This window comes from Myceligenerans indicum (genome assembly GCF_016742955.1).
Taxonomy (GTDB): Bacteria; Actinomycetota; Actinomycetes; order Actinomycetales; family Cellulomonadaceae; genus Myceligenerans; species Myceligenerans indicum.
Window position 1 is genome coordinate 306,950 of sequence record NZ_JABBYC010000001.1, and the last position, 22,946, is coordinate 329,895.

Annotated in this window: 21 protein-coding genes; 12 read left to right on the top strand and 9 right to left on the bottom strand. The window is 71.6% G+C overall.

Translation table 11 applies throughout. The annotated features are described in order from the left end of the window. Positions 1-20: 20 nt before the first annotated feature. From HGK34_RS01265 to HGK34_RS01275, 3 genes are read left to right on the top strand one after another with little or no spacing between them, the layout of a single operon-like run. The gene (locus tag HGK34_RS01265; RefSeq protein ID WP_201844728.1) at positions 21-1,616 is read left to right on the top strand and encodes a class I adenylate-forming enzyme family protein; all 1,596 of its coding nucleotides are present in this window, start codon (positions 21-23) and stop codon (positions 1,614-1,616) included. Next, on the top strand, positions 1,616-2,266 hold the full coding sequence (locus tag HGK34_RS01270) for a TetR/AcrR family transcriptional regulator (protein ID WP_201844729.1): 651 nt from the start codon (positions 1,616-1,618) through the stop codon (positions 2,264-2,266). Before HGK34_RS01265 ends, HGK34_RS01270 begins: the two co-directional genes overlap by 1 nt. Next, positions 2,263-3,291 carry an alpha/beta fold hydrolase gene (locus HGK34_RS01275; RefSeq protein ID WP_201844730.1) on the top strand — a complete coding sequence of 343 codons (1,029 nt, stop codon included), beginning with the start codon at positions 2,263-2,265 and terminating at the stop codon, positions 3,289-3,291. The genes HGK34_RS01270 and HGK34_RS01275 overlap by 4 nt, the downstream gene beginning before the upstream one ends. A 96-nt stretch (positions 3,292-3,387) precedes the next feature. Here HGK34_RS01275 and HGK34_RS01280 read toward each other — a convergent pair whose 3' ends face one another. After that, entirely contained in the window at positions 3,388-4,341 is a 954-nt protein-coding gene (locus HGK34_RS01280) for a LysR family transcriptional regulator (protein ID WP_307815636.1), read from the bottom strand. 183 nt (positions 4,342-4,524) lie between these two features. Here HGK34_RS01280 and HGK34_RS01285 point away from each other — a divergent pair, with 183 nt between their 5' ends. The 6 genes from HGK34_RS01285 to HGK34_RS01310 all read left to right on the top strand — a co-directional run bounded on the left by HGK34_RS01285 (position 4,525) and on the right by HGK34_RS01310 (position 10,871). Continuing rightward, positions 4,525-5,898 carry an MFS transporter gene (locus HGK34_RS01285; protein WP_201844731.1) on the top strand — a complete coding sequence of 458 codons (1,374 nt, stop codon included), beginning with the start codon at positions 4,525-4,527 and terminating at the stop codon, positions 5,896-5,898. Further along, positions 5,895-6,662, top strand: coding sequence for a 3-hydroxybutyrate dehydrogenase (locus HGK34_RS01290; RefSeq protein WP_201844732.1), 768 nt, complete (start codon positions 5,895-5,897; stop codon positions 6,660-6,662). Before HGK34_RS01285 ends, HGK34_RS01290 begins: the two co-directional genes overlap by 4 nt. Positions 6,663-6,744: 82 nt before the next feature. Beyond that, positions 6,745-8,115 (top strand): short-chain fatty acid transporter, encoded by a 1,371-nt coding sequence (locus HGK34_RS01295; protein ID WP_244666260.1) that lies wholly within the window; start codon positions 6,745-6,747, stop codon positions 8,113-8,115. A 41-nt stretch (positions 8,116-8,156) separates the two neighbouring features. Next, on the top strand, positions 8,157-8,957 hold the full coding sequence (locus HGK34_RS01300; RefSeq protein WP_201844733.1) for a CoA transferase subunit A: 801 nt from the start codon (positions 8,157-8,159) through the stop codon (positions 8,955-8,957). 3 nt (positions 8,958-8,960) lie between these two features. After that, a complete protein-coding gene (locus HGK34_RS01305) occupies positions 8,961-9,620 on the top strand; it encodes a 3-oxoacid CoA-transferase subunit B (RefSeq protein ID WP_201844734.1) in 660 nt (219 codons plus the stop codon). Positions 9,621-9,683: 63 nt separating this feature from the next. Then, positions 9,684-10,871, top strand: a complete 1,188-nt coding sequence (locus HGK34_RS01310; RefSeq protein ID WP_201844735.1) for an acetyl-CoA C-acetyltransferase — start codon at positions 9,684-9,686, stop codon at positions 10,869-10,871. A gap of 210 nt (positions 10,872-11,081) precedes the next feature. On the opposite strand, the gene nhaA is transcribed toward HGK34_RS01310, so the two are convergent. The 4 genes from nhaA to HGK34_RS01330 all read right to left on the bottom strand — a co-directional run bounded on the left by nhaA (position 11,082) and on the right by HGK34_RS01330 (position 15,076). Next, the gene (nhaA, locus tag HGK34_RS01315) at positions 11,082-12,389 is read right to left on the bottom strand and encodes a Na+/H+ antiporter NhaA (protein ID WP_201844736.1); all 1,308 of its coding nucleotides are present in this window, start codon (positions 12,387-12,389) and stop codon (positions 11,082-11,084) included. Between the two features lie 219 nt (positions 12,390-12,608). Continuing rightward, positions 12,609-13,895: an ArsB/NhaD family transporter gene (locus HGK34_RS01320; protein WP_307815637.1), complete on the bottom strand. Its 1,287-nt coding sequence runs from the start codon at positions 13,893-13,895 to the stop codon at positions 12,609-12,611. Further along, positions 13,892-14,365: a CBS domain-containing protein gene (locus tag HGK34_RS01325; protein WP_201844737.1), complete on the bottom strand. Its 474-nt coding sequence runs from the start codon at positions 14,363-14,365 to the stop codon at positions 13,892-13,894. Before HGK34_RS01325 ends, HGK34_RS01320 begins: the two co-directional genes overlap by 4 nt. A 153-nt stretch (positions 14,366-14,518) precedes the next feature. Beyond that, on the bottom strand, positions 14,519-15,076 hold the full coding sequence (locus tag HGK34_RS01330; protein WP_201844738.1) for a DUF1697 domain-containing protein: 558 nt from the start codon (positions 15,074-15,076) through the stop codon (positions 14,519-14,521). Between the two features lie 496 nt (positions 15,077-15,572). On the opposite strand from HGK34_RS01330, the gene phoH2 reads away from it, so the two are divergent. Then, positions 15,573-16,832, top strand: coding sequence for an RNA 5'-3' helicase PhoH2 (phoH2, locus tag HGK34_RS01335; RefSeq protein WP_244666302.1), 1,260 nt, complete (start codon positions 15,573-15,575; stop codon positions 16,830-16,832). Between the two features lie 114 nt (positions 16,833-16,946). On the opposite strand, the gene HGK34_RS01340 is transcribed toward phoH2, so the two are convergent. The 4 genes from HGK34_RS01340 to HGK34_RS01355 form a co-directional block, all read right to left on the bottom strand. Further along, positions 16,947-18,386 (bottom strand): class II fumarate hydratase, encoded by a 1,440-nt coding sequence (locus HGK34_RS01340; protein WP_201844740.1) that lies wholly within the window; start codon positions 18,384-18,386, stop codon positions 16,947-16,949. Positions 18,387-18,459: 73 nt separating this feature from the next. Continuing rightward, a complete protein-coding gene (locus HGK34_RS01345; RefSeq protein WP_244666261.1) occupies positions 18,460-19,119 on the bottom strand; it encodes a carbonic anhydrase in 660 nt (219 codons plus the stop codon). Positions 19,120-19,151: 32 nt separating this feature from the next. Continuing rightward, positions 19,152-20,096, bottom strand: a complete 945-nt coding sequence (locus HGK34_RS01350) for a carbohydrate kinase family protein (RefSeq protein ID WP_201844742.1) — start codon at positions 20,094-20,096, stop codon at positions 19,152-19,154. Then, positions 20,093-20,371 (bottom strand): exodeoxyribonuclease VII small subunit, encoded by a 279-nt coding sequence (locus HGK34_RS01355; protein WP_201844743.1) that lies wholly within the window; start codon positions 20,369-20,371, stop codon positions 20,093-20,095. Before HGK34_RS01355 ends, HGK34_RS01350 begins: the two co-directional genes overlap by 4 nt. A gap of 104 nt (positions 20,372-20,475) precedes the next feature. Here HGK34_RS01355 and HGK34_RS01360 point away from each other — a divergent pair, with 104 nt between their 5' ends. Both HGK34_RS01360 and HGK34_RS01365 read left to right on the top strand, forming a co-directional pair. Next, positions 20,476-22,107, top strand: coding sequence for an ABC-F family ATP-binding cassette domain-containing protein (locus tag HGK34_RS01360; RefSeq protein WP_201844744.1), 1,632 nt, complete (start codon positions 20,476-20,478; stop codon positions 22,105-22,107). Positions 22,108-22,112: 5 nt separating this feature from the next. Next, complete coding sequence (locus HGK34_RS01365) at positions 22,113-22,898, top strand: class I SAM-dependent DNA methyltransferase (protein ID WP_307815638.1); 786 nt, start codon at positions 22,113-22,115, stop codon at positions 22,896-22,898. Positions 22,899-22,946: the final 48 nt, after the last annotated feature.

Sequence of the window (22,946 nt, forward strand, 5' to 3'; positions counted from 1 at the left end):
CCGTGCCGGGAGGGGGGCCGGTGGTCGTGGAGGAGGACGGCCTGCACACGCTGGGCCGCTGGACTCGTGACCGGGCCCGCGCCACCCCGGACCGGGTCGCCGTCGACGATCGAGGCGTCACCCTCACCTATCGCGATCTCCACGAACGTGCCACCGCCCTGGCCCGGCGGTTCCGGGCCGCCGGGTACGGCGCGGGGGCGCGGGTCGCCACCGTGACCGGCAACAGCGCCGACCAGGTGGTGCTCTTCTTCGCCTGCGCGCATGCCGGGCTCGTGCTCGCGCCCCTTTCGTGGCGTCTGGCGCCCCGTGAGCTGGCCGACCAGCTCGCGCTGACAGATCCCGCGCTGGTCGTGGTCGAGGAGGAGTTCGCCGTGCTCGCGCAGACGGCGCTGGAGCGCCTCCCGGTCCCGCCCGGCCGGGCCGAGCCGGGTGCCGGCGGGGTGGAGCGTCACGTTCCGCCGCCGGCGCTCGCGCCCGGGGACGGGCCCGCGCCTGCGCGGGCCGTGCGGGACGACGATCCGCTGCTGCTCGTGTTCACGTCCGGGACGGGCGGAGCGCCCAAGGGTGCGCTGCTGACCCACGCGAACTGCTTCTGGAACAACCTCTCGCTGTCCCGCACGGTTGAACTGACCAGCAGCGACGTGGTGCTGTCGGTGCTGCCGCAGTTCCACGTGGGCGGCTGGAACATCCAGCCGCTGCTGGCGTGGTGGACCGGGGCGACGGTGGTGCTGGAGCGCACGTTCGAACCCGGACGGGTGCTTCAGCTCATCGCCGGGCGCCGCGTGACCACGATGATGGGCGTGCCCACGAACTACCTCATGCTCGCCGAGCACCCCGGATTCGCGGATGCCGACCTGTCGTCGCTGGCGCACGCCGTCGTCGGCGGGGCTCCGATGCCTGACGCCCTGCTGCGCGCCTGGCACCGCCGCGGCGTCGCGCTCACCCAGGGCTACGGACTCACCGAGGCCGGCCCGAACGTGCTGTGCCTCCCGGACGACGTCGCTCGTGAGCGCGTGGGCTGGGCCGGGATGCCGTACCCGCACGTCGACGTGGCGCTGGCGGATCCGGCCACCGGTGAACAGCTCGACGGCCCGGGGACGGGGGAACTGCTCGTCCGCGGGCCGGGCGTGTTCGCCGGCTACTTCCGGGACGCCGACGCGACGGCGCAGGTGTTCGCGGGAGGCTGGCTGCGCACGGGCGACCTGGCCGAGCGCGACGACGTCGGGTGCTACCGCGTGCTGGACCGGCTCAAGGACGTGTTCATCACCGGCGGGGAGAACGTGACGCCCGCGGAGGTGGAGGCCGTGCTCCGGCAGCATCCGGGGGTCGCCGACGCGGCGGTGGTCGGGGTGCCGGACGAGCGGTGGGGGGAGGTCGGGGCGGCCTTCGTGGTGCCGCGCGCGGGGGTGCTCACCGACGCCGAGGAGCTGACCGCGTTCTGCCGCGGCCAGCTCGCGCACTTCAAGGTGCCGAAGTATCTGGAGATGGTTCGGGACCTGCCACGATCCAGCTTGGACAAGGTGATGAGGTCGGCGCTCGGGCCCGGCGCGGCCGTTCCGGCGCGGGATGCGGCGGCGGCCGGGCCCGGGCGCGGCGACACGACGAGGGAGGCGTGATGAACGGGGAGAAGATCACGAAGGGGCAGCGCACGCGCGCTCGCATCGTGGAGGCCGCCGAGCGGGTGTTCGCCGAGATCGGCTACCACGACGCGTCGATCGTGAAGATCACGCAGGCGGCCGGCGTCGGGCAGGGCACCTTCTATCTGTACTTCGCGTCGAAGATCGAGGTCTTCGACGAGGTCGTGGACGATCTCAACCGTCGGGTGCGGCACGCCATGATCGAGGCGTCCTCGGCCGCCGAGGGGCGGATCGAGGCCGAGCGTGCGGGCTTCGCGGCGTTCTTCCGGTTCACGGCCGAGCATCCGGCGCTCTACCGGATCGTGCGGCAGGCCGAGTTCGTCTCCCCGGGCGCGCTGAAGCGCCACTACACGCGGATCGTGGAGGGCTACCAGACCGGTCTGGCCAAGGCTCGCGCGGACGGGCAGATCGGGGACATCGACCCCGAGGTCGCCGCCTGGGCTCTCATGGGGATCGGCGAGATCGTCGGGATGCGCTGGGTCCTGTGGGGGCCCGACGTCGATCCCGACGGACCGCCGTCCGAGGTCCCGCCGGACGTGTTCGAGCAGGCAATGACATTCATCGAGCGGGCTCTGGCACCCACCGGTGCCATGCCCGGTCCGGCCGGCGATCCAGGGGAGCCGTCATGACGACACACGAGGACACCACAGCCCGGCTCGCGGCCGGGAGCGCTGCCACCACGCACACCTACGACACGGCCGACGTCCCGGTGGCGGGAGGGACGCTCCGCGTCGGGATCTGGGACCCGGTGCGGCCCGGCCGGGACGACACGGGCGCGGTGCCGACCGTGCTCGCCGTCCACGGGATCACCGCCTCGCATCGCGCGTGGGTCGCGGTCGTCGCGGCGTTGCCGGGAGTGCGCGTCATCGCGCCGGACCTGCGCGGGCGCGGGCGGTCGAACCGCCTGCCCGGGCCGTACGGGATGGCGCGGCACGCCGACGACCTGGCCGCCGTCGTGCGGGCGCTCGGGGGAGGGCCCGCGTCGTCGCCGGAGCGCGGGAACGGCCTGGGGGGCCGCACGGACCCCGGCCCCGTGACCGTCCTGGGGCACAGCATGGGGGGCTTCGTCGGCGTGGTCCTGGCGCATCGGCATCCTGAGCTCGTCGGCAGGCTCCTGCTGGTCGACGGCGGCCTGCCGTTGCAGCCGGTTCCCGGGCTTCCCGCGGACGCCACGGCCGAGGAGGTGGTGTCCGCACTGCTCGGACCTGCCGTCGAACGGCTTTCCAGGGTCTTCGGGTCACGAGAGGCCTACCGCGACTTCTGGCGCGAGCATCCCGCCTTCGCCCGGTGGACGTCCACGGTCGAGCAGTACGTCGACTACGACCTGGACGAGGCCGACGGTGGCTTCCGCCCCGCGACCGTCCCCGAGGCCGTGGCGGGCGACTCCGCCGACATGTACACGGGCGGCGCCTTCCCCGCCGCGCTGGCCGCCCTCACCGCGGGCGGCCTGGGGGAGGTCACGATGCTCCGCGCCCCGCGCGGTCTGATGGACGAGCCGGGCGGCATGTATCCCGCACCCGTCGCGGCCGAGTGGTCGGGCCGGTCCGACGCCCTGCGGATCGACACCGTCGAGGACGTCAACCACTACACGATCATCATGTCGCCCCCGGGCGTCGCCGCCGTCGCCGGTCTCGTCACGGGAGCCGTGAACTAGAGCCGTAGGCGCGGGCATGGGACCGCGAACCGCGCACGGCGACCCGCGCCCCGGGACGCGAGCGAGGCCGGGGCCGCGCCCCGGGGCGGCCCCGGCCTACGCCGGGGACACGGAACGACCTCCCAGCAGGACGTGCCGCTGCCGGGCGGCCTCCGCGCGGAGCGCCTCGAGCACCGCCGTCACCGCGGGACGGCGCCAGGACTCCGGGTGGACCACGGCGTAGTAGGGCAGCCGGTCACGCACGTCCTCCGGGAGGAGGCGCACCAGGTCCGGGTGGCGGTCCGCCATGAAGCACGGCAGGAATCCCAGGCCGGCGCCCGCACGGGTGGCCTCCACGTGGACGAAGACGTTCGTGGAGGTCAGCGCGTCCCGGATGCCGGGCAGCAGGCGGCGCGGCACGTCCAGGTCGTCGACCTGGAGCATCGAGTCGACGAAGTAGACGAGGTGGTGGCCGGACGCGTCGGACACGGACGACGGCGTGCCGTGCCGCGCGAGGTAGTCGCGCGACCCGTACAGCCCGAGCTCGTACTCGGCCACCTGCACCGCACGCCCGCGGTTCACCTGCGGCGTGCCGACCACCACCTCGATGTCGACACCCGAGCGGTGCTGCGCCGCGCGCCGGGTGACGGTCACGATCTCCACCGACAGGTCCGGGTGGTCGTCGCGCAGGGCCGCCACCGCCGGAGAGGCGAGGTAGGCGGCGAACCCGTCCGTCGTCGTCATCCGCACGACGCCGGTCACGCGGTCGGCGGCCGAGTCGCCGTCGGCCAGCGCGGTCATCGCCTCGGCGACGCCCTCGGCCGCACGCGCCGCCCGCTCTCCGAGCGCCGTCAGCTCCCACCCGTCGGCCCCGCGAACCAGCACGCGCCCGCCCAGTGCGCGGTTCAGTCCGGCAATGTTCCTGGCCACGGTCGTGTGGGTGAGTCCGAGGGCTTGTGCCGCGGTCGTGTACCGCCCGGAACGGGCGACCTCGAGCAGTACGAGCAGGTGTTCGGGCGAGGGCTGCCGGGCACGGCCCGGACCCGCTGCGGGAAGGTTCGACGACGACACGTTCCCGACCCTACTCCGATGTGCATTTCCGTTCACCGCGTGTGCCGACATGCGCGTTGCGCGCACATCAATCACGCTGCCAGAATCCCGACGACGTCATGGCTCGGCAAAGGCCGTGCCGCAGAGAATTCCCGCACCGGCGACGGAGCCGGCGCGATGTCGACGAGGACAACCGGAGGAGACATGGCCACGAGCCAGACCCAGGACGCGCCCGCGTCCGACCCAACCCCCGAGGGATCGCTGCTTCGCAGGATCGTCGCCGCCTCCATGGCCGGCACGGTCGTGGAGTGGTACGACTTCTTCCTCTACTCCACGGCCTCGGCACTGGTGTTCGCCAAGGTCCTGCTGCCCGAGATGGGCAACGTGTACGACGGCATCATCGCCGCGTTCGTCACCTACGCCGTCGGCTTCGCGGCCCGGCCGCTCGGCGGGATCGTGTTCGGCCACCTCGGCGACAAGCTGGGCCGCAAGCACACGCTCCAGCTCACGATCCTCCTGATCGGCGCCGCCACCGTGCTCATGGGCTGCCTGCCCACCTACGGGCAGATCGGCATGGCCGCGCCGATCCTCCTGGTGGTCCTGCGGTTCGTGCAGGGCCTGGCGCTGGGCGGCGAATGGGGCGGGGCCGTGCTGCTGGTCGGCGAGCACGCGCCGGACGACCGCCGTGCCACCTGGACCGCGTGGCCGCAGGCCGCCGTCCCGGTGGGCAACCTGCTGGCCACGCTCGTGCTCACCGTCATGTCGGCGACCCTGACCGACGAGGCGTTCCTCGCCTGGGGCTGGCGCGTCGCCTTCTGGCTGTCGGCCCTGGTGGTGCTGGTGGGCTACTGGATCCGCACCACCATCTCGGAGGCGCCGATCTTCGAGGCCGCGCGCGCCGAGCAGAGCCAGGAGAAGAACGCCGGCTACGGCGTCGGCGAGGTGCTGCGCAAGTACCCGCGCGGCGTGATCACCGGCATGGGCCTGCGGTTCGCCGAGAACATCATGTACTACCTGGTGGTCGCCTTCTCGATCGTCTACCTCAAGGAAGGCCTCGGGATGGACACCACCGAGGTCCTGAGCCTGATCGCGGTCGCACACGTCAGCCACTTCTTCGTGATCCTGGCGGTGGGCCGCGCCGTGGACGGCGTGGGCCGCAAGCCCGTCTACCTGGCCGGCGCCCTGCTCGGCGGGACGTGGGGCTTCTGGGCCTTCCCGCTGCTGGACACCCGGAACACGGCGCTGATCCTGACGGCGATCATCGTCGGCCTGGTCTTCCACGCCATGATGTACGCGGGCCAGCCCGCGATCATGGCCGAGATGTTCCCGACCCGGACCCGGTACTCGGGCGTGTCCATCTCCTACCAGGTGACGTCGATCTTCGCGGGCTCCCTGGCGCCGATCTTCGCCACCACCTGGCTGCGGAACACGGGCCACTGGTGGCCGACCGCGGTGTATCTGCTGGTGGCGGGTCTGATCACGGCCGTGGCAGTGTTGTCCATGCGGGAGACCAAGGGCGCCTCCCTGCATGAGCTCGACGCCGCCGACGCCGCCGAGCGGAAGGAGGTCACCGCGTGAGCGAGCCGAACGCCTCCGCCCCGACCCTGCAGGGGCGCAAGGCCCTGGTCACGGGCGGAGCCTCGGGCATCGGCAAGGCCATCGCCCGCGAACTCGCGGCGCGAGGGGCGCACGTGACCGTCGCCGACGTGTCTGCCGACGGCGCCAAGGCGGCAGCCGACGAGATCGGTGGTGACGCCTGGGTGGTGGACCTGGCGGACACCACGGCGCTCGACGAGCTCACGCTCGACGTCGACGTGCTGGTGAACAACGCCGGCATCCAGCACGTGCGCCCCATCGAGGAGTTCGACCCGGACATGTTCCGCACGATCCACTCGATCATGCTCGTCGCACCCTTCCTGCTGATCCGCGCAGCCCTGCCGCACATGTACGCGACCGGCTGGGGGCGGGTGGTGAACGTGTCCTCCGTCCACGGCCTGGTCGGCTCCCCGTACAAGAGCGCCTACGTGTCCGCCAAGCACGGGCTCGAGGGCCTGAGCAAGGTGACGGCACTGGAGGGCGGCCCGAAGGGCGTGACCAGCGTCTGCGTCAACCCCGGCTACGTGCGCACCCCCCTGGTCGAGAAGCAGATCGCCGACCAGGCGGCGGCGCACGGGATCGGCGAGGACGAGGTGCTCGAGCAGGTGCTGCTCAAGGAGTCGGCGGTCAAGCGGCTCGTCGAGCCGGCCGAGGTGGGTTCCCTGGTCGGCTGGCTCACGGGCCCCGACGCCTCGATGGTCTCGGGAGCGTCCTGGACCGTCGACGGCGGGTGGAGCGCGAAGTGACGGTCGTCGCGGGCCGGGGTCCCGGCAGGCCGGCCGGAACCCTGGCCCGGGCGTCCGGGAGACCGAGTGGAGGAGACGGCGAATGACTGACGGGACGACAACGACGTCGTCGGGCAACCCCTTCACGGCCGCGATGCGGCCGCTCAACGCCCTGGTGGAGCGGTTCCTCCCGAGCGCGTTCGTGTTCGCGGTGCTGCTGACCGTGGTGGTGGCCGTGCTCGGGCTGGCACTGACCGACGCCGGCCCGGAGGAGGTGCTCGTCGGCTGGGGCGAGGGGCTCTCGGGCCTGCTGGCGTTCATGACGCAGATGGCCCTCATCCTTCTGCTGGGCCATGTGCTGGCCAACACCCGCCCCGTGCGGTGGGGGCTGGTGCGCGTGGCGGGCCTGCCGCGCAGCGCCGTCCAGGCGTACGTGTTCGTCGCCGTGGCGGCATCGGTCCTGTCGCTGGTGCAGTGGGGGCTCGGGCTGGTGGCCGGCGGGCTGCTCGCCCGCGAGGTCGCTGCGCAGATGCGTGCGCGAGGCGTGCGCGTCCACTTCCCGCTGCTCGTGGCGGCGGCGTTCTCCGGGTTCGTCGTGTGGCACATGGGCTACACCGGGTCGGGCCCGCTGACCGCGGCGACCGAGGGCTCGGTCGTGGCCGGGCAGCTCGGTGACGTCATCCCGGTCGGCGAGACCACGTTCTCGCCCTGGAACGTCACCGCCGCGGTGGTGACCGTGCTGGCCGTGGCAGGTGCCCTGGCCCTCGTCGCCCCCCGCCGCGGCGACGACGTGACCGAACTCGCCGTCGACGCGCGGACCGGACCACCCGTCGTCGAGCAGCCCCGCACCCCGGCGGACCGTCTCGACGCGTCGCGTGGGGTCACGCTGCTGGCGGGCCTGGGGCTGGCCGCCTACCTCGCCGTGTACTTCGCCGGAGGCGGGACCTCCACGCTGGACGTCGTCAACTGGACGTTCCTCGCCCTGGTCCTGCTCCTGGTACGCAGCCCGTTCGAGCTGGCGGCGCTGGTACGGGACGCGGCCTCGAACGTCGGGGAGATCCTGCTGCAGTTCCCGCTGTACGCGGGCATCCTGGGGATGATGACGGCGACGGGGCTGATCCAGGTGTTCTCCGACGCGTTCGTGGCGATCTCGACGCCCCAGACGTTCGGCATCTGGGCATTCGTGTCGGCGGGACTGGTGAACTTCTTCGTGCCCTCGGGCGGCGGGCAGTTCGCCGTGCAGGCACCGATCCTGCTGGACGCGGCCGGGCAGCTCGGGGTCGATCCGGCGGTGGCCGTCATGGCGGTCTCGTACGGGGACCAGTGGACCAACATGATCCAGCCGTTCTGGGCGCTGCCGCTGCTGGCGATCGCCGGGCTGAAGATCCGCGACATCCTCGGCTACACCACCGTGACGCTGCTCGTGTCGGGTGTGGTGTTCGTCGCCACGCTGGCGATCGTGGGTGCAGGATGACATTTCCGGGCGAGACCCGCCGGGAGGACAAGGAGAGGACGATGACCGGACTGGACAAGCAGGTCGCCACCGCGGCCGAGGCCGTGGCCGACATCCCTGACGGAGCCTCGCTGGCCGTCGGCGGATTCGGGCTGTGCGGCAACCCGATGGCGCTGATCACCGCGCTCCTGGAGCAGGGCACGAGCGGCCTGTCGGTGGTGTCGAACAACTGCGGCGTGGACGACTGGGGGCTCGGGCTCCTGCTGGGTGCCCGGCGCATCCGCAAGATGACGTCCTCCTACGTGGGGGAGAACAAGGAGTTCGAGCGGCAGTTCCTCTCGGGCGAGCTCGAGGTGGAGCTCACCCCGCAGGGCACGCTCGCCGAGAAGCTTCGGGCCGGCGGCTCCGGCATCGCCGCGTTCTTCACGCGGACCGGCGTCGGGACGCAGATCGCCGAGGGCGGCCTGCCGATGAGGTACGACGGCGCCGGCGGCGTTCTCGAGGCCAGCCCGGCCAAGGAGGTCCGCACGTTCCCCGGCCCCGACGGACCGGCCGAGTACGTGCTGGAGGAGGCCATCACCACGGACTTCGCCCTGGTGCACGCCCTGCGCGGTGACCGGCACGGCAACCTCGTGTTCAACAAGTCCGCGCGGAACTTCTCCCCGCAGGCCGCGATGGCCGGGCGGATCTGCGTGGCGCAGGTCGAGGAGCTCGTCGAACCGGGTGAGCTCGACCCCGACCAGATCCACCTGCCCGGGGTGTTCGTGCACCGCGTGGTCGAGGTGGGCACGGACATCGAGAAGCGGATCGAGCGCCGGACGGTCACCGCGGCGCCGTCGGACACGAGCGGGCAGGAGGGCTGAGGCATGGCACTGACACGTCAGGAGATGGCCGCGCGCGCCGCGCGCGAGCTCGAGGACGGGATGTACGTCAACCTGGGCATCGGGCTGCCCACGCTGGTACCGAACTACGTGCCCGCGGGCCGGGAGCTGGTGCTGCAGTCCGAGAACGGCCTGCTCGGTGTGGGCCCCTACCCGACCGAGGACGCCGTCGACCCCGACCTCATCAACGCGGGCAAGGAGACGGTGACCCTGCTGCCCGGCGCGTCGATCTTCGACGCGGCCACCAGCTTCGGGATGATCCGCGGCGGCAAGATCGATGCCGCGATCCTGGGCGCGATGCAGGTCTCGGCCTCCGGCGACATCGCGAACTGGATGATCCCCGGGAAGATGGTCAAGGGGATGGGCGGCGGCATGGACCTCGTGCACGGTGCGCGGCGCGTGGTGGTGCTCATGGAGCACGTCGCGAAGAACGGTTCGGCGAAGGTGGTGAACGAGTGCACCCTGCCGCTGACCGGCAAGGGCGTCGTGGACCGGATCATCACCGACCTCGCGGTGCTGGACGTGACGCCCGACGGCCTGGTGCTGCGCGAACTCGCGCCCGGCGTCACCGTTGACGACGTCGTCGCCGCGACGGAACCTGAGATCATCGTCCCCGACGACGTGGTCACCGCCACCCCGGCCTGACCGCGCGACGGAGACGCCGGCCGCTCACGAGGCGGTACGGCGCACGACTGGAGGAGAGAAGACATGAGCAATGACGACGTGGTCATCGTCTCGGCGGCTCGGACGCCGCAGGGCCGGCTGAAGGGAGCGCTGGCCTCGCTCAGCGCGGTGGACCTCGGCGCCGTCGCCGCGCGCAAGGCGCTCGACGGGGCAGGAGCCCTGGCGGGCGACGTGGACCGGGTCATCTTCGGCCAGGTCGTTCAGGCCGGTGCCGGGCAGAACCCGGCGCGGCAGACCGCGGTCGCCGCCGGGGTGCCGTGGGACGTGCAGTCCGTGACGGTCAACAAGGTGTGCCTGTCCGGGCTCACGGCGATCATCGACGGGGCGCGGATGCTGCGCACCGGCGAGGCGACGGTGGTCCTCGCGGGCGGCCAGGAGTCGATGACGAACGCCCCGCACCTCCTGGCGGGCTCGCGTGCCGGATTCGCCTACGGCCCGGTGACGATGCAGGACGCGGTGGCACAAGACGCGCTGACCGACTCGTTCGACCGGGTCTCGATGGGGGAGTCCACCGAGGAGCACAACACGGGCGACGTCGCGGTCTCGCGCGAGGAGCAGGACGCGGTCGCGGCGGCCTCGCACCAGCGGGCCGCCGCCGCGTGGAAGGACGGCGTGTTCGAGGCCGAGATCGCACCCGTGTCGGTGCCGCAGCGGCGGGGTGAGCCCGTCGAGGTGACCACCGACGAGGGCGTCCGGCCCGACACCACCGCGGAGGGCCTGGCCAAGCTGCGCCCGGCCTTCACGAAGGACGGGACACTGACCGCCGGGAACTCCTCGCAGATCTCCGACGGCGCGGCCGCGGTGGTCCTGACCACCCGGGCGCGGGCCGAGGAGGCCGGGGTCCCGGTTCTGGCGACCGTGCGGTCCTGGGGCCAGGTGGCCGGGCCGGACAACTCGCTGCACTCCCAGCCGGCGCACGCCATCGAGCAGGCACTCGGCCGTGAGGGCTGGAGCACGGGCGACCTCGACGTGGTCGAGATCAACGAGGCGTTCGCGGTCGTGACCGCGGTTTCCGCGCGGCGGCTCGGTCTGTCCATGGACCAGGTCAACGTGCACGGAGGCGGGATCTCGCTGGGGCACCCGGTGGGGGCTTCGGGTGCTCGCATCGCGGTGCACGCCGCCCACGAACTGGCTCGCCGCGGCGGTGGCCGGGCCGCGGTGGCTCTGTGCGGCGGCGGCGGGCAGGGCGAGGCGCTCCTGCTGGAGGCGTAGCGGTCCCCGCAGGCTACGGCAGCCTCGCGGCGGGGCGACGGCCGGGCCCGGTCCTGGAAGGGACGCGGGCCCGGCCGGCCGCCCCGCCGTCGCCCGGCGTGCCTCGCGTCGTGCCGAGCGCCGCGGGTCGCACGTCGCGCATCGAGCGGAGCGCTGCACGTCGCACGCCGCGTGTCGCCTGGGGCGGCGCGCCGGTGTGGCGGCGAGGCGTCAGCCGTGCTCCTTGAGGTCGTTCTCGTCGCCGATGAAGTCGATGACCTCGTCGTTGACGCCGTCCTGGTTCATGTCGGCTCTGCGGGTGCGGTGCGTGTCCCAGCGGAGCGTGATCGCGCCGAGGCAGGCCGCCAGGACCGACCCGATGAGGATCGCGATCGTCGCGCCGTCGGCATACTGGTCGTCGCCGAAGGACAGCTCGCCGATCAGCAACGACACCGTGAAGCCGATGCCCGCCAGCATGCCCACCGGCAGCAGGTCCCGCACGCCGATCCCGATCGCAAGCCGCAGCGGCGTCAGGCGGGTCACGAGCCACGTGGTGCCGAGGACCCCGATGACCTTCCCGGCGACGAGCCCCACCACGATCGCGGGCACGACCGGTTGTCCGAGCAGCGCCGCGACGCCGTCGCCGTCGACCAGCGACACCCCGGCGGCGAAGAACGCGAAGATCGGCAGGGCGATGCCGGACGACGACGGCCGCAGCCGGTGCTCGTAGGCGTGGGTGCGGGACTCCGCCTCCCCGTGCATCGCCACGGCGGGAACGAGGAATCCGCACAGCACACCGGCGACGGTGGCGTGCACGCCCGACATGTGCATGAAGGTCCAGGCGAGCAGCGCGAGCGGCACCAGGAGCCACCAGCGCGGCCTCCGGGACCTGACGTGCCAGCCGAACAGCGCCACGCAGGCCAGTGCGGCCAGCAGCGGCCACCAGTGGATCTCTTCCGTGTAGAAGATCGCGATGACGGTGATCGCCAGGAGGTCGTCGACGACGGCCAGCGTGAGCAGGAAAGTGCGGATCGAGGTGGGCAGGCCCCTCCCGAAGACGGCAAGCACTGCCAGCGCGAAGGCGATGTCGGTCGCCGTCGGGATCGCCCAGCCGTCCAGCATCACGCCGCCGTGGGCGCCCAGGGCGTAGATCACCGCCACATACAGCAGCGCCGGCAGCGCCATGCCGCCCACGGCGGCGATCATCGGGACACCGGCTTCCTTCGGGCTGCGCAGGCTCCCGGCCACGAACTCGTGCTTGAGCTCCACGCCGACCACGAAGAAGAAGAGCGCGAGCAGACCGTCCGCCGCCCAGTCGCCGAGCGTCAGGTGCAGATGGACCGGAAGGCCGAACACCTCGTCCGGCCCGACGCTGGTCTGTGCCAGTGCCTGATAGGCCTCCCGCCACGGGGAGTTGGCCCACAGCAGGGCAAGGACCGCCGCCCCGATGAGAAGGGCTCCGCTGGTCGTCTCCCGGGTCACCCACCTGCGGAGCCTGGGGATGGGGCCGGGGGCCTCGACGGTGGCGGATGTGGTCACGCAGACTCCTTACACGACGGTGAACAGCGCAATTGCCGCGCTCTTGTCGACCAGGGGTCACCGGGCGCCGGTTCGATCACAGGGCCGGCGGATGCTGCCTTCCGGCCGGCCAGGATTCTCTGCGCTCCGTCAAGAACGATAGCAGGCAGGGGGTGTTCCGGACCTGCGGTCTGCGGACGCCGCGGGCCGGGCAGGCGGACTGTCGTCGGCTGAACAGGGTCAGGCATACCAGCGCAGCCAGACATAGGCGGCGCTGATCGCGACAGTGATGGCGGTGGTGATCAGACCGTACTTGGTGAACTGCCAGAAGGTGATGTGGTGCCCGTTGCGCTGCGCGATGCCGAGCGCGACGACGTTGGCGCTGGCACCGATGGCCGTCGCGTTGCCGCCGAGGTCGGCTCCCAGCGCGAGCGCCCACCACAGAGGTTGCGCGGCGTCGCCTCCCGCCGAGACGAGGTCGGAGGTGAGCGGCGCCATGGTGGCGACGTACGGGATGTTGTCGATGATGCCCGACAGAGCGGCGGACCCGACGACGAGCCCGGTCGCGCCGGCCGCCCAGTTGTCGCCGATCGCCTCGACCGCCAGCCCGCCCAGCATCTCGATGATCCCGAGGTTGACCAGGGAGCCCACCATGACGAAGAGGCCCGCGAAGAACAGCAGGGTCTCCCACTCGACGTCACCGAAGATCCTGCGGGGTTCCGGGCGGGCGAGCAGGATCAGCACACCAGCACCGAGAAGGGCCACGATCGACGGTGCCAGGTGGGTGATCCGGCTGGTGAGGAACCCGGCCAGGACCAGGCCGATGACGACGAGCGACATGACCAGCAGGCGCCGGTCGCGGATCGTGTCCCGCTCGCGCAGCGCCATGACCTTGGCCGCGCGCTCGGGGTCGTACCGCAGGCGGCGGCCGAACATCAGCCAGACCAGGCCGATCAGCACGACGATCAGGATGAGCACGATCGGGCCCAGCGCGCCCGCGAAGTCGGCGAAGCCCAGCCCTCCGCGGCTCCCGATGATCAGGTTCGGCGGATCGCCGATCAGGGTCGAGGTGCCACCGATGTTGCTGGCCATCACCTCGGTGATGATGTACGGCACCGCGGGAACGGCGAGCCGCTGGCACACCAGCAGGGTGACGGGGACGATGAGGAGCACCGTCGTCACGTTGTCGAGCAGCGCGGACAGGACGGCGGTGATCGTCGCGAACATCGCCAGGATGAAGAACGGCCGGCCACGGGCCACCTTCGCGGACCAGACCGCGACATACTCGAACATCCCGCTGTGCCGGGCGATGCCGACGATGATCATCATGCCCAGGAGCAGGAAGATGACGTCCCAGTCGACGCCGGAGTCGTGGCTGTAGAACGTGTGCTCGGCGTCGGTCGCGCCGATCAGCACCATGAGGGCCGCGCCGGTGAGCGTGACCGGCACCTTGGGCAGCTTCTCGGTCGCGATGAAGACATAGGCGGTCAGGAAGATCCCGACCGCGGCAACGATCTGCCAGGTCACGCGACACCGCCGTCCGCGGCGCGCGCGATCAGGGCGTCGAGGACGGCGGGCAGCAGCACGAACCGATGCGTGATGCCTTCGCCGCTCAGCCGGAGGATCTGCGTCTTCTCGGCGACCATCAGGCTGGCGGTTTCCAGGAGGGTGGCTTCGGACTCGATCTCGGGTACGCCGCGCACGCCCAGATCGCCGGAGTCGATGGCGTCCCCGAGCGTCCGCGAGTCCGCGTCGGCGAAGAGGTCGGACAGCGCTGTGTCGTCGAGCAGGTGGGCGAGGGTCGGGTCATCGACGACGTAGCCGGGCAGGACCTGCCGGGTGACTTCCAGGGAGGAGACGACCGCCTCGACCCCGTCGTGGTTGCCGGTGATCACGACGGCGACCAGGTCGTGCTCGGCGATCAGGCGGAAGGCATCGGTGATGCTGCTGGTGCGTGGGAGCAGCGGCAGGGTGACGGCGATTTCGGACACGTGCAAGGCAGGATCCTCAAGGGGTCGACGACGGGACGCCGACCAGACTTCCCGGCACACCTGTCCCGAATTTTATCGTGCTTTGCGCGGGTGCCGTGCCGCACGGAGGGCACGGCCGCGCCCTGCCAGTGGTTCACCCTCCCACGAGACTGCTGCTGGTCAAGAAAGGTCCTGGAGCATCTCCCTGAGTCGCGTGATCGTGTTCCAGTTGCGGGCGGTCATCGTGGTGCCCGCGGCCTTGTCGAGGACGGCGGTGGTGAGCTTGGAGCGCCCGATCCCGTCGACGTAGTGCACGTAGACGACGCCGGCGGCCACGCCGAGGTGTTCGCGTCCGGGGTGGCGGAGGTCGAGCTGGGCGATCCCTGTCTCGTCGACCTCGCCGAACGGCACATGGACCTGCAGGCGGGACGGGTCGTCGCGGGCGGCGGCGGGGAATGGGTTCGCGGCGCCGATCGCGCGGAGCCGGTCCGCGGTCAGCGCAAGGGCGGGCACCTCGGTGCCGATGCGTTCCGCCAGGCGGGCCGAGAGGAGGTCCGCGATGTCGCCGGGCAGGTCGGCGTTCGACGTTCCTGGCGTGAGGACCACGTTTCCACTGTTGAGCAAGGTGCGGACGTCGGCGAAGCCGGCGTCGAGGGCGGCGCCGCGGAGGTCGGACGCGGACACGCGACGGTGCGGCCCGAGATTCACCCCGCGGAGCAGGACGACGAATGCAGCCATCCGGATATCTTGTCGGATCGATCCGATGTTCGCCATCCCCGTCAGGGGAAGAATTCGACCACCTGCACGCCATAAGTTGACTACTTCTTGGCATTAAGGCCAAGTAGTTACAAAGATGTGAACAGTATGTGACATCTGGCGACGCGACCGGGCCAGGGGCTGGTCAGAAGTTCCACGGCGGCGTACGTTCACGAATCAAGGACGGCACCCAGTCGTCCTTCGGGAGGCCACCTATGGAGTTACTGCTCCGTGGAGAGGGTCGATCCCGGCCCTGCGCCGCGGCAGCGAGCGCCAGGGGCGGGCCGACCGCTCATCCACCAGCTTCGTGATCGACGACGCGGGCTGCGAAGGCGCTACGGCGCCGGAGGGAGCAGATGCCATGACCCGAAACACCGCCACCTCCCAGATCGACACGGCCGGGGACGACTCCTCGGCCGGAGACGATCGCCGTACGTTCGTCGTCGACACCTCAGTACTTCTGAGCGACCCGCGAGCCATGTTCCGGTTCGCCGAGCACGACGTGGTCCTGCCCGTCGTGGTCATCACCGAGCTCGAGTCCAAGCGGCACCACGCCGAACTCGGCTACTTCGCCCGCAGCGCCCTGCGGCTGCTCGACGGGCTGCGGGTGCGGCACGGCCGCCTCGACGCGCCCGTGCCCGTGGGTGCCAGCGGCGGCACTCTCCGGGTCGAGCTCAACCACATCGACCCGGCCGTCCTGCCCGCCGGGTTCCGTCTCGGGGACAACGACACCCGCATCCTGTCCGTGGCCGCGAACCTCGCGGCCGAGGGTGCGAACGTGACCGTGGTCTCCAAGGACCTGCCGATGCGGGTCAAGGCGTCGGCGGTGGGGCTGGCCGCCGAGGAGTACCGCGCGCAGCTCGCCGTCGAGTCGGGCTGGACGGGTATGCGGGAGCTCGACGTGAGCGACGAGCAGATGTCCGAGCTGTGGGACTCCGAGAGCCTCGACCTGACCGAGATCGACCCCGGCGCGGTGGAGGCCGCCGGGCAGCTGGTGGTGCACACCGGGACCGTGGTCCATGCGCCGGGCGGGTCCGCGCTCGGGAGGGTCACGGCGGACAAGCGGGTGCGGCTGGTGCGCGGGGACCAGGAGGTGTTCGGGGTGCACGGGCGATCCGCCGAGCAGCGCATCGCCATCGACCTGCTCCTGGACGAGGAGATCGGGATCGTCTCGCTCGGCGGGCGGGCGGGGACCGGGAAGTCGGCGCTCGCCCTGTGTGCCGGGCTGGAATCGGTGCTCGAGCGGCGCCAGCACCGCAAGGTCGTGGTGTTCCGTCCGGTGTACGCCGTGGGCGGGCAGGAGCTCGGCTATCTGCCCGGTACCGAGGCGGAGAAGATGAACCCGTGGGGGCAGGCCGTGTACGACACCCTGGAGGCGCTCGTCTCCAAGGATGTCGTGGACGAGGTGATCAGCCGCGAGATGCTCGAGGTGCTGCCGCTGACGCACGTGCGCGGGCGGTCCCTGCACGATGCCTTCGTCATCGTCGACGAGGCGCAGTCCCTGGAGCGGAACGTCCTGCTCACGGTGCTGTCCAGGATCGGGCAGAACGCGCGGGTGGTGCTGACGCACGACGTCGCGCAGCGGGACAACCTCCGTGTCGGCCGGCACGACGGCGTCGCCGCGGTCATCGAGGCGCTCAAGGGGCATCCGCTGTTCGCGCACGTGACGCTGACGCGCTCCGAGCGGTCCCCGGTGGCGGCGCTGGTGACGGACATGCTGGAGAAGCTCGAGGTGTGACGTGTGCCAAGGGGCGCGCTGCCGGAGGGGAGTTCCCGCCTCACGGGTCCGGTGGCGCGCCTCTTCGGCGGGCGTGGACGAGCCGCCGGAGTTGCCGGCGGCTCGCCCGTGGCCTCAGGCCTGGGGCGGGCGCGTCATCTTCAGCACGTCGAGCGCCTCGTCGAGCTGTGCCTCGGTGACCTCGCCGCGCTCGACGAAGCCGAGGTCGATCACGGCCTCGCGGACGGTGATCTTGTTGGCCACGGAGTGCTTGGCGATCTTCGCGGCGGCCTCGTACCCGATCACGCGGTTCAGCGGCGTGACGATGGACGGCGACGACCCGGCCAGGGCGGCGGCCCGCTCGACGTTCGCCGTGACGCCCGAGACCGTCTTGTCCGCGAGCACCCGTGAGGCGTTCGACAGGAGCCGGATCGACTCGAGCACACCCTGGGCGATGACGGGGATCTGCACGTTCAGCTCGAACGTGCCCGACGCCCCCGCCCAGGCCACGGTCGCGTCGTTGCCGATCACGCGGGCGCCGACCATGAGCACGGCCTCCGGGATCACCGGGTTCACCTTGCCGGGCATGATCGACGACCCGGGCTGCAGGTCCGGCAGCGAGATCTCACCGAGGCCGGTGTTGGGGCCGGAGCCCATCCAGCGCAGGTCGTTGCAGATCTTCGTGATCGACACGGCGATGGTGCGCAGCGCGCCGCTGAGCTCCACGAGTCCGTCGCGTGCGGACTGCGCCTCGAAGTGGTCACGGGCTTCGGTGATCGGCAGGCCCGTGTCCTGCGCGAGCAGTTCGATGACTCGCTGAGGGAAGCCGGCGGGCGTGTTGATGCCGGTCCCGACGGCGGTGCCGCCCTGTGGAACCTCGGCCGCGCGGGGGAGCGCGGCCTCGACGCGCTCGATGCCGTAGCGCACCGCCGCCGCGTAGCCGCCGAACTCCTGGCCGAGCGTCACGGGCGTGGCGTCCATGAGGTGGGTGCGCCCGGACTTGACCACCTCCGCGAACTCCTCCGACTTGGCGGTCAGCGCCTCCGAGAGGTGCCGCAGGGCCGGCACCAGGTCGTTCACGATGCCCGAGGTCGCGGCGACGTGCACCGAGGTGGGGAACACGTCGTTGGACGACTGGGACGCGTTGACGTGGTCGTTCGGGTGCACCTCGCGGCCCAGGGCCTGCGTGGCGAGGGTGGCCAGCACCTCGTTCGTGTTCATGTTCGACGACGTGCCCGACCCGGTCTGGTACACGTCGACCGGGAAGTGGGAGTCGAACTCACCGGAGGCCACACGGTCCGCGGCCGCGACGATCGCGTCGGCGACGTCCTGGTCGAGCACGCCCAACTCGGCGTTGGCGCGGGCGGCGGCCTTCTTCACCCGGGCGAGCGCCTCGATGTGCGCCCGCTCCAGGGGTGTGCCGGAGATCGGGAAGTTCTGCACGGCGCGCTGCGTCTGCGCGCGGTACAGAGCGTCCTTCGGGACGCGGACCTCCCCCATCGTGTCGTGCTCGATGCGGTACTCGGTCTCCTCGGCGGCGCCGGACGGCGCGGGGACGGCGGTGTCGGAACTCATGGCTCTATCGTGCCGCAGCCTGGTCGCGGCGACGTGTCCGAGCGCGTGACTCGTGTCACCTCCCCGCCCGGCCTCACGCCGCCGGCTCCTCCCCGACGTCCCCGAGTGCGTGGACCAGTCGAGCTGCCCCGTCCGACAGGTCGTACTCCACGCCGACCACGGCGCACCGGCCCGCCGCGACGGCCGAGGCCAGTCCCGCCGAGTATCCGTGCAACATCCCCACCGTGTGCTTCACGTGCTCCCGGCGCAGCACGTCCGGGTCGGACAGCGCGGCCACGTCCGTCCCCGGATCGCCGGAGGTGATGTTCACGATCGACGGGATGACGCGGTCCACCACAGCCCGCACGAACCCGCCCTGCTGCTCACCTGTCGCCAGGGTGTGCGCGGCCGCAGCCACGGCACCGCACGAGTCGTGCCCCAGCACCACGACCAGTGACGCCCCGAGCACGTCCACCCCGTACTCGATCGAGCCGATCACCGTCGTGTCCAGCACGTGCCCCGCGGTGCGGACCACGAAGACGTCGCCCAGCCCCTGGTCGAAGATGATCTCCGCGGCCACGCGCGAGTCGGAGCAACCGAAGATCACCGTGTGCGGATGCTGGGCGGCCGTCAGTTCCGCCCGCCGGGCGGCGTTCTGGGACGGATGGGCGGGCGAGTCGTTCACGAACCTGTCGTTGCCCGTGCGCAGCTGCTTCCAGGCGGTCTGTGGGGTCAGCCGTTCGATGTCGGTCATGTCTCCAGTTCCCATCTGTCCAGATCCCTTGCCTATCCGCCGAGCTCGTCCCGCCGCGGCGGGTTGGCACCCGCACGCGACACCGTGATCGCGGCAACCGCGACACACCGTTCCAGGACGGCGGTCAGCGCCTCCGGCCCGACGGCGCGCAACGCGTCGCGCCGCGCGGCACCGAGCAGGTCATTACCCCACAGGCCGTCGATCAGCGCGCCCATGAACGAGTCCCCGGCACCAACCGTGTCCACCACCTGGGCCGACGGCGCCTTCACCTCGACATCGCCGCCCGCGGTCAGGGCGACGGCGCCGTCACCACCCTTGGTCACCACGACGACGGCGGGCCCCTCCTGCCCCGACGACCCGGTGGCGCCAGCGGTCAGCCAGGCCCGCGCCGCCTCGACCGGGTCCTGACCCGGGTACAGCCAGCCCAGATCCTCGTCGCTGACCTTCACGACGTCGGACAGCGCCACGAGCGCCTCGATCCGCCCGCGCGCCTCGTCCGCCGTCCCCATGATCATCGGCCGCGCGTTCGGGTCGTACGTGATCGTCGACGTCGCCCGCGCTGCCTCGAGCAGAGCCCGCACCTGACTGCTGCCCGGCTCCAGCACCGCCGCGATCGAGCCCGTGTGCACCGCCAGCGTGTCCGAACCGGCCGCCGCCCCCGGCGGAACCTGCCAGGTCATGTCGAACTCGTACGTGGCCGACCCGCCGTCGTCCAGCGTGGCGACCCCGACGCTCGTACGCTCCGCCCCGTCGCTGCCGGCGGCCAGCGCGACATCCGACTCCGCGAGCCACGCGCGCACGGAATCGCCACGTTCGTCGCGTCCCAGCCAGGTGGCGAGACGGACGTCCCGGCCCAGCCGCCCCAGCGTCAGGGCGACGTTGGCAATGCTGCCGCCCGGATGCTCGGCCACGGAACCGTCCGGGCGATGGACCACATCGACCAGGGACTCGCCCACGGCGAGAACATGGCTGCTCATTCGGTGACCTCGCTGTCGTTCGTCGGTGTCGTCGATGCGCCGGAGCCCTCACCCGACGCCGCCTGCGCCGCGGCGAGCCGAGCACGGGCGCCGTCGAGCCACTCCTGGCACCGCGTGGCCAGGGCCTCGCCACGTTCCCACAACGCTAGCGAGTCCTCCAGCGGCTCTCCGCCGGCTTCCAGACGCTGGACCACGCGGACGAGTTCGTCACGCGCCTCCTCGTAGGACAGGCCGGCGACGTCGGGTACGTCGGTGTTCTTGGCGTCGGTGTTCACGGAGAACAGTCAACAACACGTCACGGACATCCGAGCGCAGTTGTCCACAGGCAACGACCTGGAATTCGCTTGGTCTCCGGCCGGGCGGAGGCGACCATGAGTCCATGGGTCACCTCGAAGCCGCACACCTCGAGTACTACCTCCCCGACGGGAGGACGCTGCTCGGCGACGTGTCGTTCCGGGTGGGAGAGGGGAGCGCCACGGCCCTGGTCGGCCCCAACGGTGCGGGCAAGACCACGCTGCTGCGTCTCCTGACCGGCGAGCTCGTCCCGGACGGCGGCAGCGTCACCGTCACCGGAGGCCTCGGCGTCATGAGGCAGTTCGTCGGGTCGGTCCGCGACGAGAGCACCGTGCGCGACCTGCTCGCGTCCGTCTCCGCACCACGCATCCGGGACGCCGCCCGAGCCGTCGACGAGGCCGAGCACGCCATGCTGGCGGCGGACGAGGACACCGACCAGACCGGGGTGCAGATGGCCTACGCGCAGGCGCTCGCGGACTGGGGCGAGGCCGGAGGCTACGAGGCCGAGACGCTGTGGGACGTGTGCACCATGGCCGCGCTCGGCGTGCCCTACGACCGCGCACAGTTCCGCCAGGTGCGCACCCTGTCCGGCGGTGAGCAGAAGAGGCTCGTGCTGGAGGCGCTGCTGCGCGGCACCGACGAGGTGCTGCTGCTCGACGAGCCGGACAACTATCTCGACGTGCCCGGCAAACGCTGGCTCGAGGAACGGCTCCGCGAGACGCGCAAGACCGTGCTGTTCGTGTCCCACGACAGGGAACTTCTCGCGAGGGCCGCCGATCGGATCGTGTCGCTGGAGCCCGGCCCGGCCGGGGCCGACGCGTGGGTGCACGGTGCGTCGTTCGAGACCTTCCACGCGGCGCGCCGTGAGCGGTTCGCGAGGTTCGAGGAACTGCGCCGCCGCTGGGACGAGAAGCACGCCCAACTCAAGAAGCTGGTCCTGACCCTGCGGCAGCAGGCGGCGAACAGCCCGGACATGGCGTCGCGGTACCGGGCCGCCCAGACGCGCCTGCGGAAGTTCGAGGAGGCGGGGCCGCCCCCGGAGCCGCCGCGGGAGCAGGACATCACCATGCGTCTGCACGGCGGACGCACCGGACTGCGGGCGGTGACGTGTGCCCGGCTCGAGCTGACCGGCCTGATGAAGCCGTTCGACCTCGAGGTCTTCTTCGGGGAGCGCGTCGCCGTGCTCGGCTCCAACGGGTCCGGGAAGTCCCACTTCCTGCGGCTCCTGGCCGGAGACCAGGTGGCCCACGACGGCGACTGGAAGCTCGGTGCCCGGGTCGTGCCGGGACACTTCGCCCAGACCCACGCCCATCCGGAGCTGTTCGGGCGCACCCTGCTCGACATCCTGTGGACCGAGCACGCGCAGGACCGCGGCAAGGCCATGTCCCGCCTGCGCCGCTACGAACTCACCACGGCGGCCGAGCGCCCGTTCGACCGGCTGTCCGGCGGACAGCAGGCCCGGTTCCAGATCCTGCTGCTCGAACTCGCCGGCTGCACCGCGCTGCTGCTCGACGAGCCCACCGACAACCTGGACCTGGAATCCGCCGAGGCGCTCCAGGAGGGTCTGGAGGCCTTCGAGGGGACGGTCCTCGCGGTGACCCACGACCGCTGGTTCGCGCGGTCTTTCGACCGCTACCTGGTGTTCGGGTCCGACGGTGTCGTGCGGGAGACTTCCGAACCGGTCTGGGACGAGCGGCGGGTGGAGCGGGAGCGGTGAGCGGCGTGAACGGCGCAGCAGAGGGCACCCAGCCGCCGAGCGTGATCGGCGCGACCGCCGCTGGCCGTGAACCCGCCAACGAGTTCGACCACCCCGTTGTGGCCGGGCTCTACGACGTCCTCGACCCCGACCGGAGCGACCTGGACCTGTACGTCGCCGTCGCCGAGGAGGTCGGCGCCCGCAGCGTGATCGACGTCGGCTGCGGGACCGGCGTGCTCGCGATCCGGCTGGCGGAACGGGGCCTGGCCGTCACCGGTGTGGAACCGGCGGGTGAGATGCTCGCCGTCGCACGGAGCAAGCCCGGCGTCGCGGCCGTCCGGTGGGTGCACGGTGATGCCGCGGTGCTCGCGGAGGGTGAGGCGGATCTCGCGACGATGACCGCGAACGTCGCCCAGGTCTTCACCACGGACCAGGGATGGGAGGAGACGCTCGCGGCCGTCCGCGCCGCCCTGCGCACCGGTGGCACGCTCGCCTTCGAGACCCGCGTCCCGCAGCGCCGCGCCTGGGAGTCCTGGACGCCGGAGCGGACGTTCGTGCGAGCCGACATCCCGGGAGTCGGGATCGTGGAGGAGTGGAAGCGCGTCGACGAGACGGCCCTGCCGCTGGTCACCTTCACCTCCACCACCCGGTTGCCCGACGGCACTGAGATCGAGGCTGTCTCCACCCTGCGGTTCCGTGAGCGCGACGAGATCGAGGTGTCGCTGCACGCTGCCGGGTTCGACGCCGTCGAGGTGCGTGATCTGGCGTACGCGCCGGGCAGGGGCAGGCTGTTCGTCGCACGCGCGGCGTGAGCCGGGCGACTGCGGGCGACGTGCGGTTCCTGTCGCCGGACCTGCCGA

Coding starts and splice junctions, on each gene's coding strand:
- phoH2 (WP_244666302.1), top strand. CDS start 15,573: ATGTTCCGGTTCGCCGAGCACGACGTGGTCCTGCCCGTCGTGGTCATC.
- HGK34_RS01330 (WP_201844738.1), bottom strand. CDS start 15,076: ATGGCTGCATTCGTCGTCCTGCTCCGCGGGGTGAATCTCGGGCCGCAC.
- HGK34_RS01300 (WP_201844733.1), top strand. CDS start 8,157: ATGACCGGACTGGACAAGCAGGTCGCCACCGCGGCCGAGGCCGTGGCC.
- HGK34_RS01310 (WP_201844735.1), top strand. CDS start 9,684: ATGAGCAATGACGACGTGGTCATCGTCTCGGCGGCTCGGACGCCGCAG.
- HGK34_RS01340 (WP_201844740.1), bottom strand. CDS start 18,386: ATGAGTTCCGACACCGCCGTCCCCGCGCCGTCCGGCGCCGCCGAGGAG.
- HGK34_RS01270 (WP_201844729.1), top strand. CDS start 1,616: ATGAACGGGGAGAAGATCACGAAGGGGCAGCGCACGCGCGCTCGCATC.
- HGK34_RS01295 (WP_244666260.1), top strand. CDS start 6,745: ATGACTGACGGGACGACAACGACGTCGTCGGGCAACCCCTTCACGGCC.
- HGK34_RS01305 (WP_201844734.1), top strand. CDS start 8,961: ATGGCACTGACACGTCAGGAGATGGCCGCGCGCGCCGCGCGCGAGCTC.
- HGK34_RS01360 (WP_201844744.1), top strand. CDS start 20,476: ATGGGTCACCTCGAAGCCGCACACCTCGAGTACTACCTCCCCGACGGG.
- HGK34_RS01285 (WP_201844731.1), top strand. CDS start 4,525: ATGGCCACGAGCCAGACCCAGGACGCGCCCGCGTCCGACCCAACCCCC.
- HGK34_RS01275 (WP_201844730.1), top strand. CDS start 2,263: ATGACGACACACGAGGACACCACAGCCCGGCTCGCGGCCGGGAGCGCT.
- HGK34_RS01350 (WP_201844742.1), bottom strand. CDS start 20,096: ATGAGCAGCCATGTTCTCGCCGTGGGCGAGTCCCTGGTCGATGTGGTC.
- HGK34_RS01345 (WP_244666261.1), bottom strand. CDS start 19,119: ATGACCGACATCGAACGGCTGACCCCACAGACCGCCTGGAAGCAGCTG.